We start from the raw sequence: 17,007 nt of genomic DNA on the forward strand, positions 1-17,007 counted from the left end.
CCCCGTTTATGGTTAAACGGGGTTCTGGCAGGCGGTGATTTGTCAGGGCGTGATGGGAATCGTTTTTCCCCGGGACTCAGGAGAGATCGAGTTCCTTCAGCTTGCGGGTGAGGGTGTTGCGACCCCAGCCAAGCAGGCGCGCCGCCTCCTGCTTGTGGCCGTGGGTGTGTTCCAGTGCCGTCTCCAGCATGATCCGCTCGAACTGGGGCATGGCATCGGCCAGGATGTCTGTCTCTCCCAGCGCCAACTTGCTGGCCACCCACTCTTGCAACTGTTGCTGCCAGCAACCGGGCAACGCCGGTTGGCCCGGTTCGGCGTTGTGGGTGATGGGGGTGAGCAGCTCGGCAGGCAGGTCGCCGACCAGAACCTCCTGCCCCGAGGCCATCACGGTAAGCCAGCGGCAGACGTTCTCCAGCTGGCGCACGTTGCCCGGCCAGGGCAGGCGGCTGATATAGGCTTGGGTATCCGGGTGCAGGCTCTTGGCCTCGACGTTCAGCTCTTTGGCTGCGCGCAGCAGGAAGTGACGGGCCAGCTGGGGGATATCCTCACGGCGCTCCTTGAGGGCGGGGATGTGGATTCGGATGACGTTGAGGCGGTGGAACAGATCCTCGCGAAACTCGCCATCGGCGACCCGTTTCTCCAGATTCTGGTGGGTGGCGGCGATGATCCGTACATCCACCTGCACCGGCTGATGGCCGCCGACCCGGTAGAACTGGCCATCGGCCAGCACCCGCAGCAGTCGGGTCTGCACATCCAGCGGCATATCGCCGATCTCGTCGAGAAACAGGGTACCGCCGTCGGCCTGCTCGAAGCGGCCGTGGCGGATGTTGTTGGCGCCGGTAAAGGCCCCCTTCTCGTGACCGAACAGCTCGGATTCGATGAGATCTTTGGGGATGGCCGCCATGTTGAGGGCGATAAAGTTCTTGTGAGCACGCGGGCTGTGCTTGTGCAGCGCATGGGCGACCAGCTCCTTGCCGGTACCGCTCTGGCCGTTGATCAGCACCGAGATGCTGGAGCGTGACAGGCGGCCGATGGCACGGAACACCTCCTGCATCGCCGGCGCCTCACCGATGATCTCCGGTGTGGCTGTCGCCTCTTGCTGGCGAGACTTGCGCTTGGTGCGTTGCTCCTTGAGGTGATTCTCGGCGCGGCGCACCAGGGTCACCGCCTCGTCGATGTCGAACGGCTTGGGCAGGTACTCGAAGGCGCCGCGCTGGTAGGCGTTGACCGCGCTGTCGAGATCCGAATGGGCGGTCATGATGATGATGGGCAGATCGGCCTGACGGCGGTGGATCTGCTCCAGCAGGCTCAGGCCGTCGATGCCCGGCATCCGGATATCGGAGAGGATCACATCGGGCGAGCGCAGCTCAAGGGCGTGCAGCAGGGCTTCGCCATCGGCAAAGCTCTCGCAGTTGAAGCCTTCGCTGCCGAGAGTGCGCTCCAGCACCCAGCGGATAGAACTGTCGTCATCGACGATCCACACTTTTGCGGTCATGGGGTTCCCTTACTTGCGAAGCGGTAGAAAAATGGTGAATTCGGTGTGACCCGGCCAGCTGATGCAGTCAATTCGCCCCTTGTGCTGGTCGATCAGGTTCTGGGCGATGGAGAGGCCGAGCCCGGTTCCCCCCTCCTTACCGGTGATCATGGGATAGAACAGGGTGTCGCGAATGGCATCGGGAATGCCGGGGCCGTTGTCGATGATCTTGATCTCCGCTGCCAGCCGGTAACGCTGGCCGTGGATGGTGATCTGGAACGCGGTGCGGGTCTTGATACGGATAAGCCCGGTCTGATCCCCCAGCGCTTCGGCCGCGTTGCGCACTATGTTGAGAAACGCCTGCTGCAGCTGATCCGGCTCCATCTCGAATTCGGGGATGCTGGGATCGTAATCCCGTTCGATGCGAACAGAGGGAGGGAGTTCGAGCTCCACCAGTCGGCGTACCTGCTCCAGCACCGAATGGACATTGTGCATCTGATGACGGCCGGGGCGCTGGGGGCCGAGCAGGCGATCGACCAGTACCCGCAGCCTGTCAGCCTGTTCGATGATGATGCCGGTATATTCGCGCAGGGCCGGATCCGGCAGCTCTTTTTGCAGCAGCTGCGCCGCGCCGCGCAGGCCGCCGAGGGGATTCTTGATTTCGTGGGCCAGCCCGCGCACCAGCTCCTTGGCCGCCAGCTGCTGGGCATGTTGCTGCTGCTCCTGACTGATCTTCTTCTGCTGGTCGATCTTGCGCAGCTCCACCACCAGCAGACGCTGTTCGTGGTCGGCCATCGGGGTGGCGCTCAGCTCCACCAGTCGCGGTTCTCCTTCCACCACCAGAGTCACTTCGCTGTCGGTAAAGCCCTGCCCTGAAACGAGGCACTGCTTGAGTCGCTGCAAATCGAGGGATATATGTTCCAGCAGATGGGGCAGTTCGATGCCGATCAGCCTGCGTTCACTGAGAGAGAGCAGCTGTTCAGCCGCCGGGTTGACGAATTGGATGCAGAGCCGCTCATCCATCAGGATCACGGCGGTCAGCAAATTATCCAAGAGTGTTTTGGCGTTGTCCGAGCGGGTTGGCACAGGTTTCTCCCTAAAACGGTGCTGTGCACCTGCAATGCACCGATATGGTGCATTGAGTTTACCCGCATCGGTGCGCTATATCACCCCTAGTTGGCTTTGGGGGTGGGTTTGGGAGCCGGATCCACGCTTGCTCTATGCAGGTAAAAGGTGACTGGAGTGGATTTAGCAAGGATCGTACCGTCTTTGGCGAGCAGTTCTAGCTGGGCCTCGTGGGCGCCGCGATCGACGTTTTCGACCCGGATCGAGAGGCTGTTGCTGACAAGGGGAGCCGCTTTGCCATCCAGGGTCAGGCGCACATCATACTGGGTCGGAGGTTTGGGGCTGATGGTGCCCTGAAAGACGATGTTGCCTGTGTTGTCGCGCAGGGTGCTGCCCTGTTCCGGGGAGAGCAGTTCGATGGTCAGCTTGGCCGCCTCTTTCTCTTTCTTGGCATCGGCGCCAGTCAGGCTGTTGAAGTTATCCACCTGCACCGATCTGGGGGCGCTGCTGCCCAGCAGCGGGGCGACCCGCAGATCGACCTCTTTGGCGTTTTTGCCGGGTGGTGGCGCATCCGAGTAGTGGGTGATGCCATTGCCATCGACCCAGGAGTAGACCTTGGCCGCGTCCGCACCGAACGAGGTCAGCAACAGGAGGCCGAGCACCCCTATGCCATGCTTGTTGTTCATCCATCTCTCCTTGACGGTATTTTGCTTAATCCTATCAGAGAAAAAACCCGCCAGATGGCGGGTTTTGTCACGATTAAGCAAGCTGACCAGATTTAAACGGCCAGTCTGCTGAGACTTAGACGGAGTAGTACAGTTCGAACTCCAGCGGGTGCGGGGTCATGCGCACACGGTCAACATCCTGCTGTTTCAGTTCCAGATAGGAGTTGATGAAGTCATCGCTGAACACGCCGCCGCGGGTCAGGAACTCGCGGTCAGCATCCAGAGCGGCCAGGGCTTCGTCCAGAGAACCGGCAACGGTCGGCACTTCAGCAGCTTCTTCCGGCGGCAGGTCATACAAGTTCTTGTCCATGGCATCGCCCGGATGGATCTTGTTGATGATACCGTCCAGACCGGCCATCAGCTGGGCTGCGAAGGCCAGGTAGGGGTTGGCAGCCGGATCCGGGAAGCGCACTTCGATACGACGGGCTTTCGGGCTCGGTACCACCGGGATACGGATGGAGGCAGAGCGGTTGCGGGCAGAGTAAGCCAGCATGACCGGTGCTTCATAACCCGGAACCAGACGTTTGTAGGAGTTGGTGGTCGGGTTGGCGAAGGCGTTGATGGCCTTGGCGTGCTTGATAATACCGCCGATGTAGTGCAGAGCCATCTCGGACAGACCGCCGTACAGGTCACCAGCGAACAGGTTGACGCCGTTCTTGGCCAGAGACTGGTGGCAGTGCATGCCGGAGCCGTTGTCACCGAACATGGGTTTCGGCATGAAGGTCACGGTCTTGTTGTAGGCGTGGGCCACGTTGTGGATCACGTACTTCAGTACCTGCACTTCGTCAGCTTTCAGCGTAAGAGTGTTGAAGCGGGTAGCGATTTCGTTCTGACCGGCAGTGGCCACTTCGTGGTGGTGAGCTTCAACGACCTGGCCCATCTCTTCCAGCACCAGACACATGGCGGCGCGGATATCCTGGGAAGAGTCGACCGGTGCAACCGGGAAGTAACCGCCTTTCACGAACGGACGGTGACCCTTGTTGCCATGCTCATAGGCAGTGCCGGAGTTCCATGCGGCTTCTTCAGATTCGATTTTCACGAAGCTGTGGCCCATGGTGTTGGAGAAGGTGATGTTGTCGAACATGAAGAATTCCGGCTCCGGCCCGAACAGCACGGTGTCAGCGATGCCGCTGGACTTCAGGAAATCTTCTGCACGCTTGGCGATGGAGCGCGGATCGCGGTCGTAGCCCTGCATGGTGGCAGGCTCCAGCACGTCACAAACGATGTTCAGGGTGGTCTCTTCGGTGAACGGGTCCAGCTTGGCGGAGGCTGCGTCCGGCATCAGTACCATGTCGGATTCGTTGATGCCCTTCCAGCCGCCGATGGAGGAACCATCGAACATCTTGCCGTCTTCGAAGAAATCTTCATCAACCTGGTGAGCAGGGATGGATACATGCTGCTCTTTACCCTTGGTGTCGGTAAAGCGCAGATCAACAAACTTGACTTCGTGTTCCTGGATCAGGGCCAAAACGTTCTGGGCTGACATGCTAAGTAACCTCCGGTGTTAAAACTCTCTGGGTGAATGCGTCGTCGTATTCACATAAGCCAGTATCGTGCCAAGTTTGTGACAGCTTGATTTCAGGGCAATCTCGCTGAAGAGGCTCCCCAAAATCAGGCGATCTCGACTCGCGTTGCATCAATTTAGTGCGATGGTGGATCGTTTTGGTGCACTGTAATGGTGCGCGAAATACGGTCACCGCCCATCTAAGCAGGGTTTGTCAGAGAGGTCTATGATCCAGATCTGTTGTTATGCGCGAATGTACTGCAATTCTGCTAGGCAGATCACAAAGGCAAGAGTACAATTAGCGCCCAATTTTACCCGGTGATTGAGGCGAGAATGTTAGAGAATTTACGCAATATTGCGATTATTGCGCACGTTGACCACGGCAAAACGACTCTGGTTGATAAGCTGCTGCAGCAGTCCGGCACCCTGGACCGCTCCACGGAAGGCCAGGAACGGATCATGGACTCCAATGATCTGGAACGGGAACGTGGCATCACCATTCTCGCCAAGAACACTGCGATCCGCTGGAATGACTACCGCATCAACATCGTTGATACCCCGGGTCACGCCGACTTCGGTGGTGAAGTAGAGCGCGTACTGTCCATGGTTGACTCCGTGCTGCTGCTGGTTGACGCCGTAGACGGCCCGATGCCGCAAACCCGTTTCGTGACCCAGAAGGCGTTCGCTCAGGGTCTGAAGCCGATCGTGGTCATCAATAAGGTTGACCGTCCGGGTGCTCGTCCTGACTGGGTAATGGATCAGGTATTCGACCTGTTCGACAACCTGGGCGCGACTGACGAACAGCTGGATTTCAAAGTTGTTTACGCCTCTGCACTGAACGGTTGGGCCACCATGGATCAGGACGTCGAGTCCGAGAACATGGAGCCGCTGTTCCAGGCTATCGTTGACAACGTTGAAGCGCCGAAGGCTGATGCCGAAGGTGGTTTCCAGATGCAGATCTCCCAGCTGGACTACAACTCCTACGTGGGCGTTATCGGTATCGGCCGTATCACCCGTGGTCGCGTCAAGACCAACCAGCAAGTCACCATCGTTGGTGCTGACGGCAAGACCCGTAACGGTAAAGTCGGTCAGGTGCTGGGTTACCTGGGTCTGTCCCGTACTGAAGTTACCGACGCGCAAGCGGGTGACATCATCGCTATCACCGGTCTGGGCGAGCTGAAAATCTCCGACACCATCTGTGACAACGGTGCCGTTGAAGCCCTGCCGCCGCTCTCCGTTGACGAGCCGACCGTGAACATGACCTTCCAGGTCAACACCTCACCGTTCGCCGGTAAAGAGGGCAAGTTCGTGACCTCCCGTAACATTCTGGAGCGTCTGAACCAGGAGCTGGTCCACAACGTGGCCCTGCGCGTGGAAGAGACTGATGATCCGGACAAGTTCCGTGTATCCGGTCGTGGTGAACTGCACCTCTCCATCCTGATCGAAAACATGCGTCGCGAAGGTTACGAACTGGCTGTGTCCCGTCCGGAAGTAATCCTGCGTACCGTTGATGGCGTTCTGCAAGAACCGTTCGAAACCGTAACTGTGGACGTTGAAGAAGCGCACCAGGGTTCCGTGATGGAGCAACTGGGTCTGCGTAAGGGCGAAATGACCAACATGACTCCGGATGGCAAGGGTCGTGTCCGTCTGGACTTCATGATCCCGAGCCGTGGCCTGATCGGTTTCCAGACCGAGTTCATGACCATGACCTCAGGTACCGGTCTGCTGTACCACACCTTCGACCACTACGGTCCGCACAAGGGTGGCAGCATCGGCGAGCGTCAGAATGGCGTGCTGATCTCCAACGCAACCGGTAAGGCTCTGACCTACGCCCTGTTCGGTCTGCAAGACCGCGGTCGTCTGTTCATCGGTCACGCGACCGAAGTGTACGAAGGCCAGGTGATCGGTATTCACTCCCGTTCCAACGACCTGACTGTTAACTGCCTGAAAGGCAAACAGCTGACCAACATGCGTGCCTCCGGTACCGACGAAGCTCAAGTGCTGACTCCGCCGATCCGCATGACTCTGGAACAGGCTCTCGAGTTCATCGATAACGACGAACTGGTAGAAGTGACTCCGAAGAACATCCGTATCCGTAAGAAATTGCTGACCGAGCTGGATCGCAAGCGCTCTGGCCGTGGTTAATGCTATGTGCTGAGTCTCGGCAGCCCTTGCGGCCGCTGACGGTTCACTGATAAACGGACCCAAACCTCTGGTTTGGGTCCGTTTTTTTATGCTTGTGATCCGCTCTGGCCATCCTGATGAGCTCGTTCAGGCCATCCGGTAATGGGGCTGATGAGCGTTGAGCGAAGATCGTGGGGGTGGGTGAGATAAAAAAGCCGCAGCGGATGAACGCTGCGGCTTTTTGCTGGCTTGCAGTAAGGGGTTACTGGCGCCAGAAGGAGGGGAAGAAGAGCACGGCGACCGTCAGGATCTCCAGTCGTCCCAGCAGCATGCCGAATGACAGCAGCCATTTGGCCGATTCCGGCAGGCTGGCAAAGTTGGTGCTGGGGCCGACCACAGGGCCCATGCCCGGGCCGACGTTGGCAACGGCGGTGATGGAGCTGGATATGGCTGTCAGAGGGTCAAGCCCTATGGCGCCCAGCAGCGCAGCTATCACCAGAATGATGGCGAAGTAGGCCAGTACGAATGAGATCATCGAGCGGATGATGGCGTCATTGACCGTCCGGCCGTTGTACTTCTGGGGGAATACGGCAGAGGGGTGCATCAGCTGGCGCATCTGCTTTCTGAACAGGGCGAATGCCACCTGTACCCGGAAGATCTTGAGACCCCCCGCAGTGGAGCCTGAGCAGGCCCCCAGCGCCAGCAGCACGATGAAGACGATGCTGGCGAGCGGCCCCCAGGTGCCGAAGTCACCAAGGCCGTAGCCGGTGGTGGTGAGCACCGAGACGATGTTGAAGCAGCTGATGCGCAGGGCATCCCAGAAGCCGAACAGGTCTCTCTCCCACAGATAGAAGGTCATGATGACGGTGACCCATACCACCAGCCAGAAGAAGCCTCGCACCTGGGCATCCTTGAACAGGCTGTTGTCCCTGTGGTTGAGGCTCTGCACATAGAGCAGGAAGGGCAGGCCGCCAAGGAACATGAACAGGGTGCCAATCCAGTGAGCCGAGTTGGAGAAGTGGGACATGGATTGATCGGAGGTGGAGTAGCCGCCGGTACTGAGGGTGGTCATGGCGTGGTTGATCGCTTCGAACATGTTCATGCCGCTGGCCCAGTAGGCCATGAAGCAGAGCATGGAGAGCACCAGATAGACCACGACGATGTTGTTGGCGACCGTCTTGGCCCGCGGCGCGCTTTTGTCCGACCAGTCCGAGCTCTCGGTCTGGAACAGCTTCATACCGCCGACGTTGAGGTAGGGCAGCACGGCAACCGCCATCACGATAAAGCCAACCCCGCCCAGCCACTGCAGGATGGAACGCCACAACAGGATGCTGTGGGCCATGTTGTCGAGGCCGGAGAGCACGGTGGAGCCCGTGGTGGTCACTCCCGACATAGTCTCGAAGTAGGCGTCGGTGAAGTTGATGTGGGTGATGAAAACAAAAGGCAGGGCGCCGAAAGCGCAGGCCACCACCCAAACCGAGGTGGTGAGCAGGAACATCTCCCGCACCCCCAGATGAAACTCCGCTTTGCGGCCGTAGTGGAGGCAGAGCAGGGCGGCGCCGTGAGTGATCAGCACGGACTTGAGAAACTCGACAAATCCCTCTGACCCGGTGAGCAGTGCCAGCAAGGTGGGCAGCCACATGAAGAGCGCCAGCTTGGAGAGCACCAGCCCGAGGGTGAAGATAATGGGACGCAGCTTGATCATGTTCGATAACCTGGTCGTTGATTAACAAAAGACCCGGACCATCCCCTTGGGGGAGCTGAGCCGGGTCTGGTTTGACAGCCTGTGCGCATGAAGACGTTACAGGAAGAAGGGGCTTGGCTGGAATAGCCGCTCCACTTCCGGGATGTACTTCTTGTCCACCAGGAACATGACCACGTGGTCATCCTGCTGGATCTTGGTGCGATCGTGGGCGATCAGCACCTCATCCCCGCGTACCACGGCACCGATAGTGGTGCCCGGTGGCAGCTTGAGTTCGCCAACCGTCTTGCCGACCACCTTGGAGGTGTTCTCGTCGCCGTGGGCGATCGCCTCGATCGCCTCGGCCGCGCCGCGGCGCAGACTGTAGACGTTGGCGATATCGGCCCGGCGCACGTGGGTCAGCAGGGCCGAGATGGTGGCCTGCTGGGGCGAGATGGCGATATCGATGGAGCCACCCTGCACCAGATCGACGTAGGCGCCGCGCTGGATCAGCACCATGGTCTTCTTGGCGCCCATCTTCTTGGCGAGCAGCGCCGACATGATGTTGGCCTCATCCTCGTTAGTCACGGCGATGAAGACGTCGATCTGGTCGATGTGCTCCTCGGCCAGCAGCTCCTGATCCGCCGCATCGCCACAGAAGACGATGGTGTTCTCCAGCAGTTCGGAGAGCTGCTCCGCCCGCTTCTGGTTGCGCTCGATGAGCTTGACGCTGTAGCGCTTCTCCAGCTGGCGGGCGAGACCCGCGCCGATGTTGCCACCACCGACGATCATGATGCGGCGGTAGGGGCTCTCGAGGCGCTGCAGCTCCGACATCACGGCACGGATATGGCCCGCGGCGGCAACGAAGAAGACCTCGTCATCCGCTTCGATGATGGTGGTACCTTGCGGACGGATCGGGCGGCCCTGACGGAAGATAGCCGCTACCCGGGTCTCGATGTTGGGCATGTGCTCGCGCAGGGTTGAGAGGGCGTTACCCACCAGCGGGCCGCCGTAGTAGGCCTTGACCGCCACCAGACCGACGCGGCCACCTGCAAAATCAACCACTTGCAGGGCACCCGGATATTCGATCAGGCGACGCACATAGTCGGTCACCAGTTGCTCCGGCGCGATCAGGTGATCCACCGGCACCGATTCCGGCAGGAACAGGCGATCCCGCTCGGTCAGATAGGCGGGCGAGCGGATCCGTGCCACCTTGTTCGGGGTGTTGAACAGGGAGTAGGCCACCTGACAGGCGATCATGTTGGTCTCGTCACTGTTGGTGACGGCGACCAGCATGTCGGCATCCTGAGCACCCGCTTCGCGCAGCACCTTGGGGTGGGCGCCGTGACCGTTGACCACCCGCAGGTCAAACTTGTCCTGCAGTTCGCGCAGGCGTTCGCTGTCGGTGTCGACGATGGTGATGTCGTTGTTCTCCCCGGCCAGGTTCTCGGCCAGAGTGCCGCCGACCTGGCCGGCTCCCAAAATGATGATCTTCATAGGGAACGTCTACTCACGTTGAGGCAGTAAAGGGGCATTTCGCCTGCATGGCGATTGCCCCGGAAGAAGCATGTCAGCGTCACAGCTTGACCAGCTTGGCGTAGTAGAAGCCATCCATCTCGGCTTCACCCGGCAGGAACTGGCGACCCGGGCAATCCGGGGTGTCCTGTTCGTGCAACGGTACCAATTTGGCATCTTTGGTCGCGGCAAGGAAGGCGCGGATCTGGTCGCGATTCTCTTCCGGCAGGACGGAGCAGGTGGCGTAGAGCAGGGTGCCGCCGCTCTTCAGCTTGCCCCAGAGGGCGTTCAGAATACGGCGCTGCAGCTCGGCCAGCTCGCGGATGTCCTGATCACGGCGCAACCACTTGATATCGGGGTGGCGACGGATAACACCAGTGGCGGAGCAGGGGGCATCCAGCAGGATGCGGTCGAACTGGCCCTCCGGCCACCACTGTTCCGGTGCCGCGGCATCGCCGTGGATCACTTTGGCGGTCAGGCCGATGCGATCCAGGTTCTCCTGCACCCGCTTGAGGCGGTTCTCGTCTGCATCGACGGCGACCACGCCAGCCAGCTTGGGCTGACGCTCCAGCAGGTGGGCGGTCTTGCCGCCGGGGGCGGCGCAGGCATCCAGCACCCACTCACCCGGTTGCGGGTCGAGCAGGGCGGCAGCCTGTTGTGCTGCACCATCCTGTACCGAGCAGTCACCGACCTCGAAGCCGGGCAGCTTGGTCACATCGCAGGGACGCTCCAGCAGGATGCAATCCTCGCCCTCTTCACCGGCCACCGCATTGATGCCGGCTTCGGCCATGCGAGCCAGCATGGCATCGCGGCTCTGGCGCTGGCTGTTGTTGCGGATCCACATGGGGGGACGCTGGTTGTTCGCCTCCATGATGAATTCCCACTCATCGTGATAGGCCTGACGCAGGCGCTTGGTGAGCCACTCCGGATGACCGAGGCGAATGCTGGGAACGCGGTCGATGCGCAGCAGAATGACTTCGGCGCTGCGCTGGAAGTTGCGCAGCACGCCGTTGATGAGGCCACGCAGGGAGGTGCCCTTGAGCAGTTTGACGGCGTTGACGGTCTCGGCCACCGCGGCGTGAGCCGGAATGCGGGTGTAGATGAGCTGATAGAGACCGACCAGGATGAGGTAGTGGAAAATGCGGCTCTTGTTTTTGAGCGGCTTGTCCATCATCTCGTTGACTGCCGCATCAAGGCGGGGCAGCCAGCGCAGGGTGCCGTAGCAGAGTTCTTGCAGGAGAGCGCGATCGCGAGGTGCAACCTTCTCCTGGGCAGCAGGCAGAACAGCGGAGAGGGATTGACCCTGATCCAGCACCTGTTGAATAACGAGAGCGGCCTGTGCACGTGTTTTCATAGAGTTACCTTAGATGCGCAAGTCGGGGCCTGGGCCCCGCTTGTGTCAATTCAATCCAGTTCAATTCAATTGCGTGCCGGGTTCAAACCAGTCGCGGCGAGAGTTGAGCAGATCCGAAACGGACATCGCCTTCTTGCCGGGCGGTTGCAGGGTCAGCAGGCGCAATACCCCTTTGCCGGTGGCGATATCGATCCCCTGCTTGTCGGCCTTGAGCAGGGTGCCGTCGGGTTGGCCGTGGTCGCTGTCAATGACGGCGGCTTGCCATACCTTGACGGTCTGGTCAGCCACTTCAAACCAGCTGATGGGCCAGGGGTTGAACGAGCGGATGCAGCGTTCGATGGCAACAGCCTCCATCGACCAGTCGATGCGGGCCTCTTCCTTGGAGAGCTTCTCGGCGTAGTTGGCCAGCGCATCATCTTGTGCCTCGGCAGCGGTTTCACCGGCGGCCATGGCATTGATGGTGTCGACCAGTGCCTGCGGGCCCAGCTCGGCCAGCTTGTCATAGAGGCTGGCGGAGGTCTCGTCGGCGGCGATGGGGCAGGTCACTTTGCGGATCATGGCGCCGGTATCCAGCCCCACATCCATCTGCATGATGGTGACGCCGGTTTCGGCATCGCCCGCCCAGATAGAGCGCTGGATCGGTGCGGCACCGCGCCAGCGGGGCAGCAGGGAGCCATGGACGTTGATGCAGCCCAGCCGCGGGGTATCGAGTACCACCTTGGGCAGGATCAGACCATAGGCCACCACCACCATTAGGTCGGCGCCAAGGGCGGCCAGTTCGGCTTGCGCCTCTTCCTTGCGCAGAGAGGCAGGTTGGTAAACCGGCAGGTTGTGGGCCAGTGCCAGCTCTTTGACCGGGCTGGCGGTGAGCTTCTGGCCACGGCCAGCGGGCTTGTCAGGCTGGGTATAAACGGCAACGACCTCGTGGTCGGAAGACAACAACGCCGCCAGGTGACGGGCGGCGAAGTCGGGAGTACCGGCAAAAATCAGTTTCAGCTTATTCAATGGGGCAGATCCTCAGAGGACTTTGCGATCTTCACGGGCCATCTTTTCCAGCTTCTGGCGAATGCGCTGGCGCTTGAGCGGGGACAAGTAATCCACAAACAGCTTGCCGACCAGATGATCCATCTCATGCTGGATGCAGATGGCGAGCAGATCGTCGGCTTCCAGCTCGAACGGCTTGCCGTTGCGATCCAGGGCGCGGATTTTGATCTGTTCAGCGCGAGGCACCAGAGCTCGGCTGCCGGGCACGGAGAGGCAACCCTCTTCAATGCCGGTGCTGCCGCACTGCTCGATGACCTCCGGATTGATCAATACCAGAGGATCTTCACGGTTTTCAGAGACATCGATCACTATGATGCGCTGGTGAATGTCGACCTGAGTCGCGGCCAGGCCAATGCCTTCCTCCGCGTACATGGTTTCGAACATATCATCTACAATCTGTTGTAACTCGGGTGTAAAGGTCTCGACAGGGGCTGCAACGGTGCGCAGGCGCTCATCGGGAAAACGCAATACATCTAGAATGGCCATAGTTTTTTCTTTAGTTTCGTATAAATGCAGTCAATATTGGCGTAATTCTAGTCATTTACGCCGACAAAAAACAGCAACACTTTGCGTACAGAAGTAACAGGGAGTGTTATGTATCTGAAGCAAACCATCCTCGCCTGCCTGCTGGTGACCGTGAGTCAGGCAGCATTGGCCGATCAGCTGAGGCTGAAAGCGGGTTACCCCGAAAGCTATGTAGTGCAAAAAGGCGACACCCTGTGGGATATCTCCGGCAAGTATCTTTCCGAACCCTGGCTCTGGCCCCGTCTCTGGAACATCAATCCGCAGATTGCCAATCCTCACTGGATCTACCCCGGTGATGTACTGCATCTGAGCTGGGTCAATGGTGAACCCCGGCTCGGCAAGGCGATGCAGGGTGGCAAGCAAGTCATCCGTCTCGGCCCGAAAACCCGTTACGAGAACAAGGCCAACCCCATTCCGACCTTGCCTATCAGCGAGATCGGCCCCTTCCTGCAAACCGACCATGTTCTGGCTGACAGCCAGCAGCAGAAAACCTTGCCCTATCTGCTGGGGTCGGATCAGAAACATATCGGCATGCTGGAGGGGGACACCCTCTATGTGCAGGGCTCCCTGACGCCGGGGCAGGTTTATGGCATTTATCACCCCGGAGTGGTCTACAAGGATCGCGAAACCGGTGAACTGCTGGGCCAGGAGGCGATCTTTGCCGGTGTGGTGCGGGCCGTGGCGCGTCTTGATGGCGATCGGACCGAGGTGACTCTGACTCATAACCAGCGCGAAGTGCTGCAGGGCGACAAGGTGATGCCGCTGCCCGCTCAGGAGAACATGCCCGCCGTCTTCACACCGAAAGCGGCACCTGCCATCACGCCGGGCTATATCATCGATTTGCCGAACAAGACCCGGGGCGGTGGCAAGTTTGATGTGGTACTGATCAACCGGGGTGGCCGCGATCAGCTAGTCGCCGGGGATGTACTGGATGTCAGACGGCCCGGTGCTGCTCTGGTCACCAAGAATGGCGATGTACAGTACAAGGAGCTCTCGTCGGTTTTTAACCGGGTGTTTTACAGCAGCAACAAGAAGGCACCACTACCCTCTGAAGCGATTGCCCGTGTCATGTTGTTCAAGGTGTATGACAAGCTGAGTTACGGTCTCATCATGCAGAGTAACGACATGGTGAGTGCGGGCTATCAGGTCACTCACTTCTGACGTGAACTACCCCGACGCGCGTCTGGCGCTCTGGCTAACTCTCGATGCGGTCACCGGTATCGGTCCGGTGACCGCTGCACGTCTGTTGGAGCGGGCCGGGGGAAGTATTGAGACCCTGTTCCAGAGCGATGAAGCGCAACTGCATGGTATGGGGCTGTCGTCAGAGCAGATCAAACAACTGCGCTGGCCCTCGCCAGTGGTTGAGCAGAGCCTGGCTTGGACTGCTTTGCCTGACAATCTCCTTATTCCGCAAGATCACCCGGTTTATCCACCCTTGTTACGGGAAATTCCCGCAGCCCCCCTGTTGCTCTACTGTCGTGGCGATCTTGCTGCGCTATCGCGACCCCAGCTGGCAATGGTGGGGACACGCCATCCTACCTATGCAGGTAAAGATAATGCCTCCCGCCTCTGTAGCGAGCTGGTTGGATGCGGGTTAGCCATCACCTCGGGCCTTGCGCTCGGTATCGATGGTGTTTGCCATCAGCAAGCGCTGGCTTGTGGCGGTATCACCCTTGCCGTGTTGGGTTCCGGGCTGGATTGCCTCTACCCCAAACGCCATCAGGGGCTGGCAGGCCAGATTCTGGAGAGCGGTGGTTTGCTTATTTCCGAGCTGGCGCCGGATAAAGGGCCGCTGGCTGAACATTTTCCTCGTCGCAACCGTATTATCAGTGGTCTGTCGTTGGGAACTCTGGTGGTGGAGGCGACCGAGCAGAGTGGGTCGCTGATCACCGCTCGCTATGCGCTTGAACAGGGGCGCGAAGTGTTTGCGGTACCCGGTGCCCCGCAAAACGCCCAGGCGATAGGGTGCAACAGATTAATTCAGCAGGGGGCCAAACTTGTGCTGAGTGCGGCCGATATAGTGGAAGAGCTGCCAGAGTGGGTCGCACGGCCACATCCGTCGGTTACACCATCTGAGCAACCGCATAATAGCGAATTGCCTTATTCCGATTTGTTGGATAACGTAGATTATGAGACCACGAGCGTGGATACCGTTGCCGAACGGGCCCAGCTTCCTGTCGAAGTGGTATTGGGCAGGTTGGTAGAGCTGGAGCTGGCCGGTGCAGTGATGGCGGTAGCCGGTGGATACGTCAGAGCGAGGAGGGCGAATCATGTTTGATGTATTGATGTACCTTTTCGAGACCTACATCCACAGCGATGCAGATGTGATGGTCGAGCAGGATGAGCTCACCGACGAGTTGAGCCGGGCCGGTTTCGATAAAGAAGAGATCGACAAGGCGCTCGACTGGCTGGAGCGACTAGCCAATCTGCACGATAGCGAGCGAGAGGTCTATGTCACCGCCAGTGCGCAAGGCTCGATGCGTATCTATGCTCCGCAAGAGCTGGCACGCCTCAGCACCGAGTGCCGCGGCTTCCTGCTCTTTCTGGAACAGGCCCAGGTGCTGAATGCCGAAACCCGCGAGATCTGTATCGAGCGCCTGCTCGAACTGGACAAGCCGGATATCGAGCTGGATGACCTTAAGTGGGTCGTCATGATGGTGCTGTTCAACGTACCGGGCAGTGAAAATGCCTACCAGCAGATGGAAGAGCTGGTGTTTGATGAGTCAGACGGCGTCATTCACTGACAGTCCGCTGCCGCGCTGGTAGAATTCAGGCCATCTGGATTTCAAGGCGCGGCCCATGTCAAAAATCGATCATCACCTCTTTTCAGCCCACGAACATGCCTTCGAGCGCGAGCCGTGCCCGCAGTGTGGGGCCGAGCTGGTGATCCGCCAGGGCAAACATGGCCCATTTCTAGGCTGTTCTGCCTATCCTGCCTGTGATTACATACGCTCCCTGACGCCATCCGGCCGCGACATCGAAAAGGTGCTCGAAGGCTCTGCCTGTCCCGATTGCGGAGAGCCGCTGGCGATCAAGAAGGGGCGTTACGGTCTGTTTGTCGGTTGTACCCAGTATCCGGCCTGCCAGCATATCGAATCCCTGCAGGAGAGCGACGATACCCAGATCCTCTGCCCCGAGTGCGGCAAGGGTCATCTGGTGAGCCGCACCTCCCGCTACGGCAAGCAGTTTTACTCTTGTGATGGCTATCCACACTGCAAATATGTGGTGAACGACAAGCCGATCCCCATGCCCTGCCCCGAGTGTGGCTGGGGCATCATGGTTGAGAAAAAAGTGAGGGGAACGCTGCGTTGGGTCTGTCCGCAAAAGAAATGCGGCCACCAAAGTGAGCAGGTATAATCCCGCCGCCGCAACCGGATTGAAACGTTTTCGGTGAACTTCAACCCCCCACTTGGAGTAAGGAAATTCCCACCATGAATAAACCCTTTGTTGCCGTATTGATGGGCTCTGATTCTGATTTCCCCGTGATGCAGACTACCCTCGAGGTGCTCAAGTCATTTGATATCGCAGTGGAAGTCAAAGTCACCTCCGCGCACCGCACGCCGGCTGCGACCCATCAGTATGTGACCGATGCCGAGGCCCGTGGCTGCAAGGTCTTTATCTGTGCTGCCGGTCTGGCTGCGCATCTGGCGGGTGCCGTAGCCGGCATCACGACTCGTCCCGTGATCGGGGTGCCCATCGATGGTGGCCCGCTCAAGGGGCTGGATGCGTTGCTCTCCACCGTGCAGATGCCAGGTGGTGTGCCGGTAGCGACCGTGGCGATCGGCAAAGCCGGTGCCAAGAACGCAGGTTATCTGGCCGCCCAGATGCTGGCAGTAGCCGATGATGAACTGGCGGCCAAGGTTCGGGCCGAACGCCAGAAGAATGCCGAAGAGGTGATGGCCAAGGATGCCGCCCTGCAGGCTCAACTCAAGTAAGTGAACGGGTGGCGATCCGGATGTGTCGTATTTTTCCTGTGCTACAGCAAAACGTCACTTT

General features: G+C 59.4%; 15 protein-coding genes. 6 read left to right on the top strand and 9 right to left on the bottom strand.

The features are described from left to right. Positions 1-76 precede the first annotated feature (76 nt). The 4 genes from glnG to glnA all read right to left on the bottom strand — a co-directional run bounded on the left by glnG (position 77) and on the right by glnA (position 4,750). Complete coding sequence (glnG, locus tag AB5Z09_RS03605; protein WP_005339666.1) at positions 77-1,495, bottom strand: nitrogen regulation protein NR(I); 1,419 nt, start codon at positions 1,493-1,495, stop codon at positions 77-79. Positions 1,496-1,504: 9 nt separating this feature from the next. Further along, on the bottom strand, positions 1,505-2,560 hold the full coding sequence (gene glnL / locus AB5Z09_RS03610; RefSeq protein ID WP_005356202.1) for a nitrogen regulation protein NR(II): 1,056 nt from the start codon (positions 2,558-2,560) through the stop codon (positions 1,505-1,507). 86 nt (positions 2,561-2,646) lie between these two features. Beyond that, entirely contained in the window at positions 2,647-3,225 is a 579-nt protein-coding gene (locus AB5Z09_RS03615) for a DUF4124 domain-containing protein (RefSeq protein ID WP_368194662.1), read from the bottom strand. A gap of 115 nt (positions 3,226-3,340) precedes the next feature. Beyond that, positions 3,341-4,750 carry a glutamate--ammonia ligase gene (glnA, locus tag AB5Z09_RS03620; protein WP_005339672.1) on the bottom strand — a complete coding sequence of 470 codons (1,410 nt, stop codon included), beginning with the start codon at positions 4,748-4,750 and terminating at the stop codon, positions 3,341-3,343. 351 nt (positions 4,751-5,101) lie between these two features. Here glnA and typA point away from each other — a divergent pair, with 351 nt between their 5' ends. Beyond that, positions 5,102-6,913: a translational GTPase TypA gene (gene typA, locus AB5Z09_RS03625; RefSeq protein WP_005339679.1), complete on the top strand. Its 1,812-nt coding sequence runs from the start codon at positions 5,102-5,104 to the stop codon at positions 6,911-6,913. A gap of 241 nt (positions 6,914-7,154) precedes the next feature. Here the strand turns inward: typA and AB5Z09_RS03630 are convergent, their stop codons facing one another. The 5 genes from AB5Z09_RS03630 to def form a co-directional block, all read right to left on the bottom strand. Beyond that, positions 7,155-8,597, bottom strand: coding sequence for a TrkH family potassium uptake protein (locus AB5Z09_RS03630; RefSeq protein WP_005341967.1), 1,443 nt, complete (start codon positions 8,595-8,597; stop codon positions 7,155-7,157). 96 nt (positions 8,598-8,693) lie between these two features. Continuing rightward, positions 8,694-10,070 carry a Trk system potassium transporter TrkA gene (trkA, locus tag AB5Z09_RS03635; protein ID WP_005339689.1) on the bottom strand — a complete coding sequence of 459 codons (1,377 nt, stop codon included), beginning with the start codon at positions 10,068-10,070 and terminating at the stop codon, positions 8,694-8,696. A 79-nt stretch (positions 10,071-10,149) separates the two neighbouring features. Beyond that, the gene (gene rsmB, locus AB5Z09_RS03640) at positions 10,150-11,442 is read right to left on the bottom strand and encodes a 16S rRNA (cytosine(967)-C(5))-methyltransferase RsmB (protein WP_005341964.1); all 1,293 of its coding nucleotides are present in this window, start codon (positions 11,440-11,442) and stop codon (positions 10,150-10,152) included. 60 nt (positions 11,443-11,502) lie between these two features. After that, on the bottom strand, positions 11,503-12,447 hold the full coding sequence (gene fmt / locus AB5Z09_RS03645; protein ID WP_368194663.1) for a methionyl-tRNA formyltransferase: 945 nt from the start codon (positions 12,445-12,447) through the stop codon (positions 11,503-11,505). Between the two features lie 12 nt (positions 12,448-12,459). Then, positions 12,460-12,972: a peptide deformylase gene (def, locus tag AB5Z09_RS03650; protein WP_005357510.1), complete on the bottom strand. Its 513-nt coding sequence runs from the start codon at positions 12,970-12,972 to the stop codon at positions 12,460-12,462. Positions 12,973-13,080: 108 nt separating this feature from the next. Between def and AB5Z09_RS03655 the strand changes: the two genes are divergently transcribed. From AB5Z09_RS03655 to purE, 5 genes are all read left to right on the top strand, one after another. Then, complete coding sequence (locus AB5Z09_RS03655) at positions 13,081-14,172, top strand: LysM peptidoglycan-binding domain-containing protein (protein WP_069555584.1); 1,092 nt, start codon at positions 13,081-13,083, stop codon at positions 14,170-14,172. A 1-nt stretch (position 14,173) separates the two neighbouring features. After that, positions 14,174-15,289: a DNA-processing protein DprA gene (gene dprA / locus AB5Z09_RS03660; RefSeq protein ID WP_368194664.1), complete on the top strand. Its 1,116-nt coding sequence runs from the start codon at positions 14,174-14,176 to the stop codon at positions 15,287-15,289. Then, a complete protein-coding gene (locus tag AB5Z09_RS03665; RefSeq protein ID WP_005339699.1) occupies positions 15,282-15,755 on the top strand; it encodes a DUF494 family protein in 474 nt (157 codons plus the stop codon). The genes dprA and AB5Z09_RS03665 overlap by 8 nt, the downstream gene beginning before the upstream one ends. Positions 15,756-15,810: 55 nt before the next feature. Continuing rightward, positions 15,811-16,368: a type I DNA topoisomerase gene (locus tag AB5Z09_RS03670; RefSeq protein ID WP_064338964.1), complete on the top strand. Its 558-nt coding sequence runs from the start codon at positions 15,811-15,813 to the stop codon at positions 16,366-16,368. A gap of 74 nt (positions 16,369-16,442) precedes the next feature. Continuing rightward, a complete protein-coding gene (purE, locus tag AB5Z09_RS03675) occupies positions 16,443-16,946 on the top strand; it encodes a 5-(carboxyamino)imidazole ribonucleotide mutase (protein WP_005339704.1) in 504 nt (167 codons plus the stop codon). Positions 16,947-17,007 lie beyond the last annotated feature (61 nt).

Source organism: Aeromonas sp. R2-2, assembly GCF_040908355.1.
GTDB lineage: Bacteria > Pseudomonadota > Gammaproteobacteria > Enterobacterales > Aeromonadaceae > Aeromonas > Aeromonas veronii.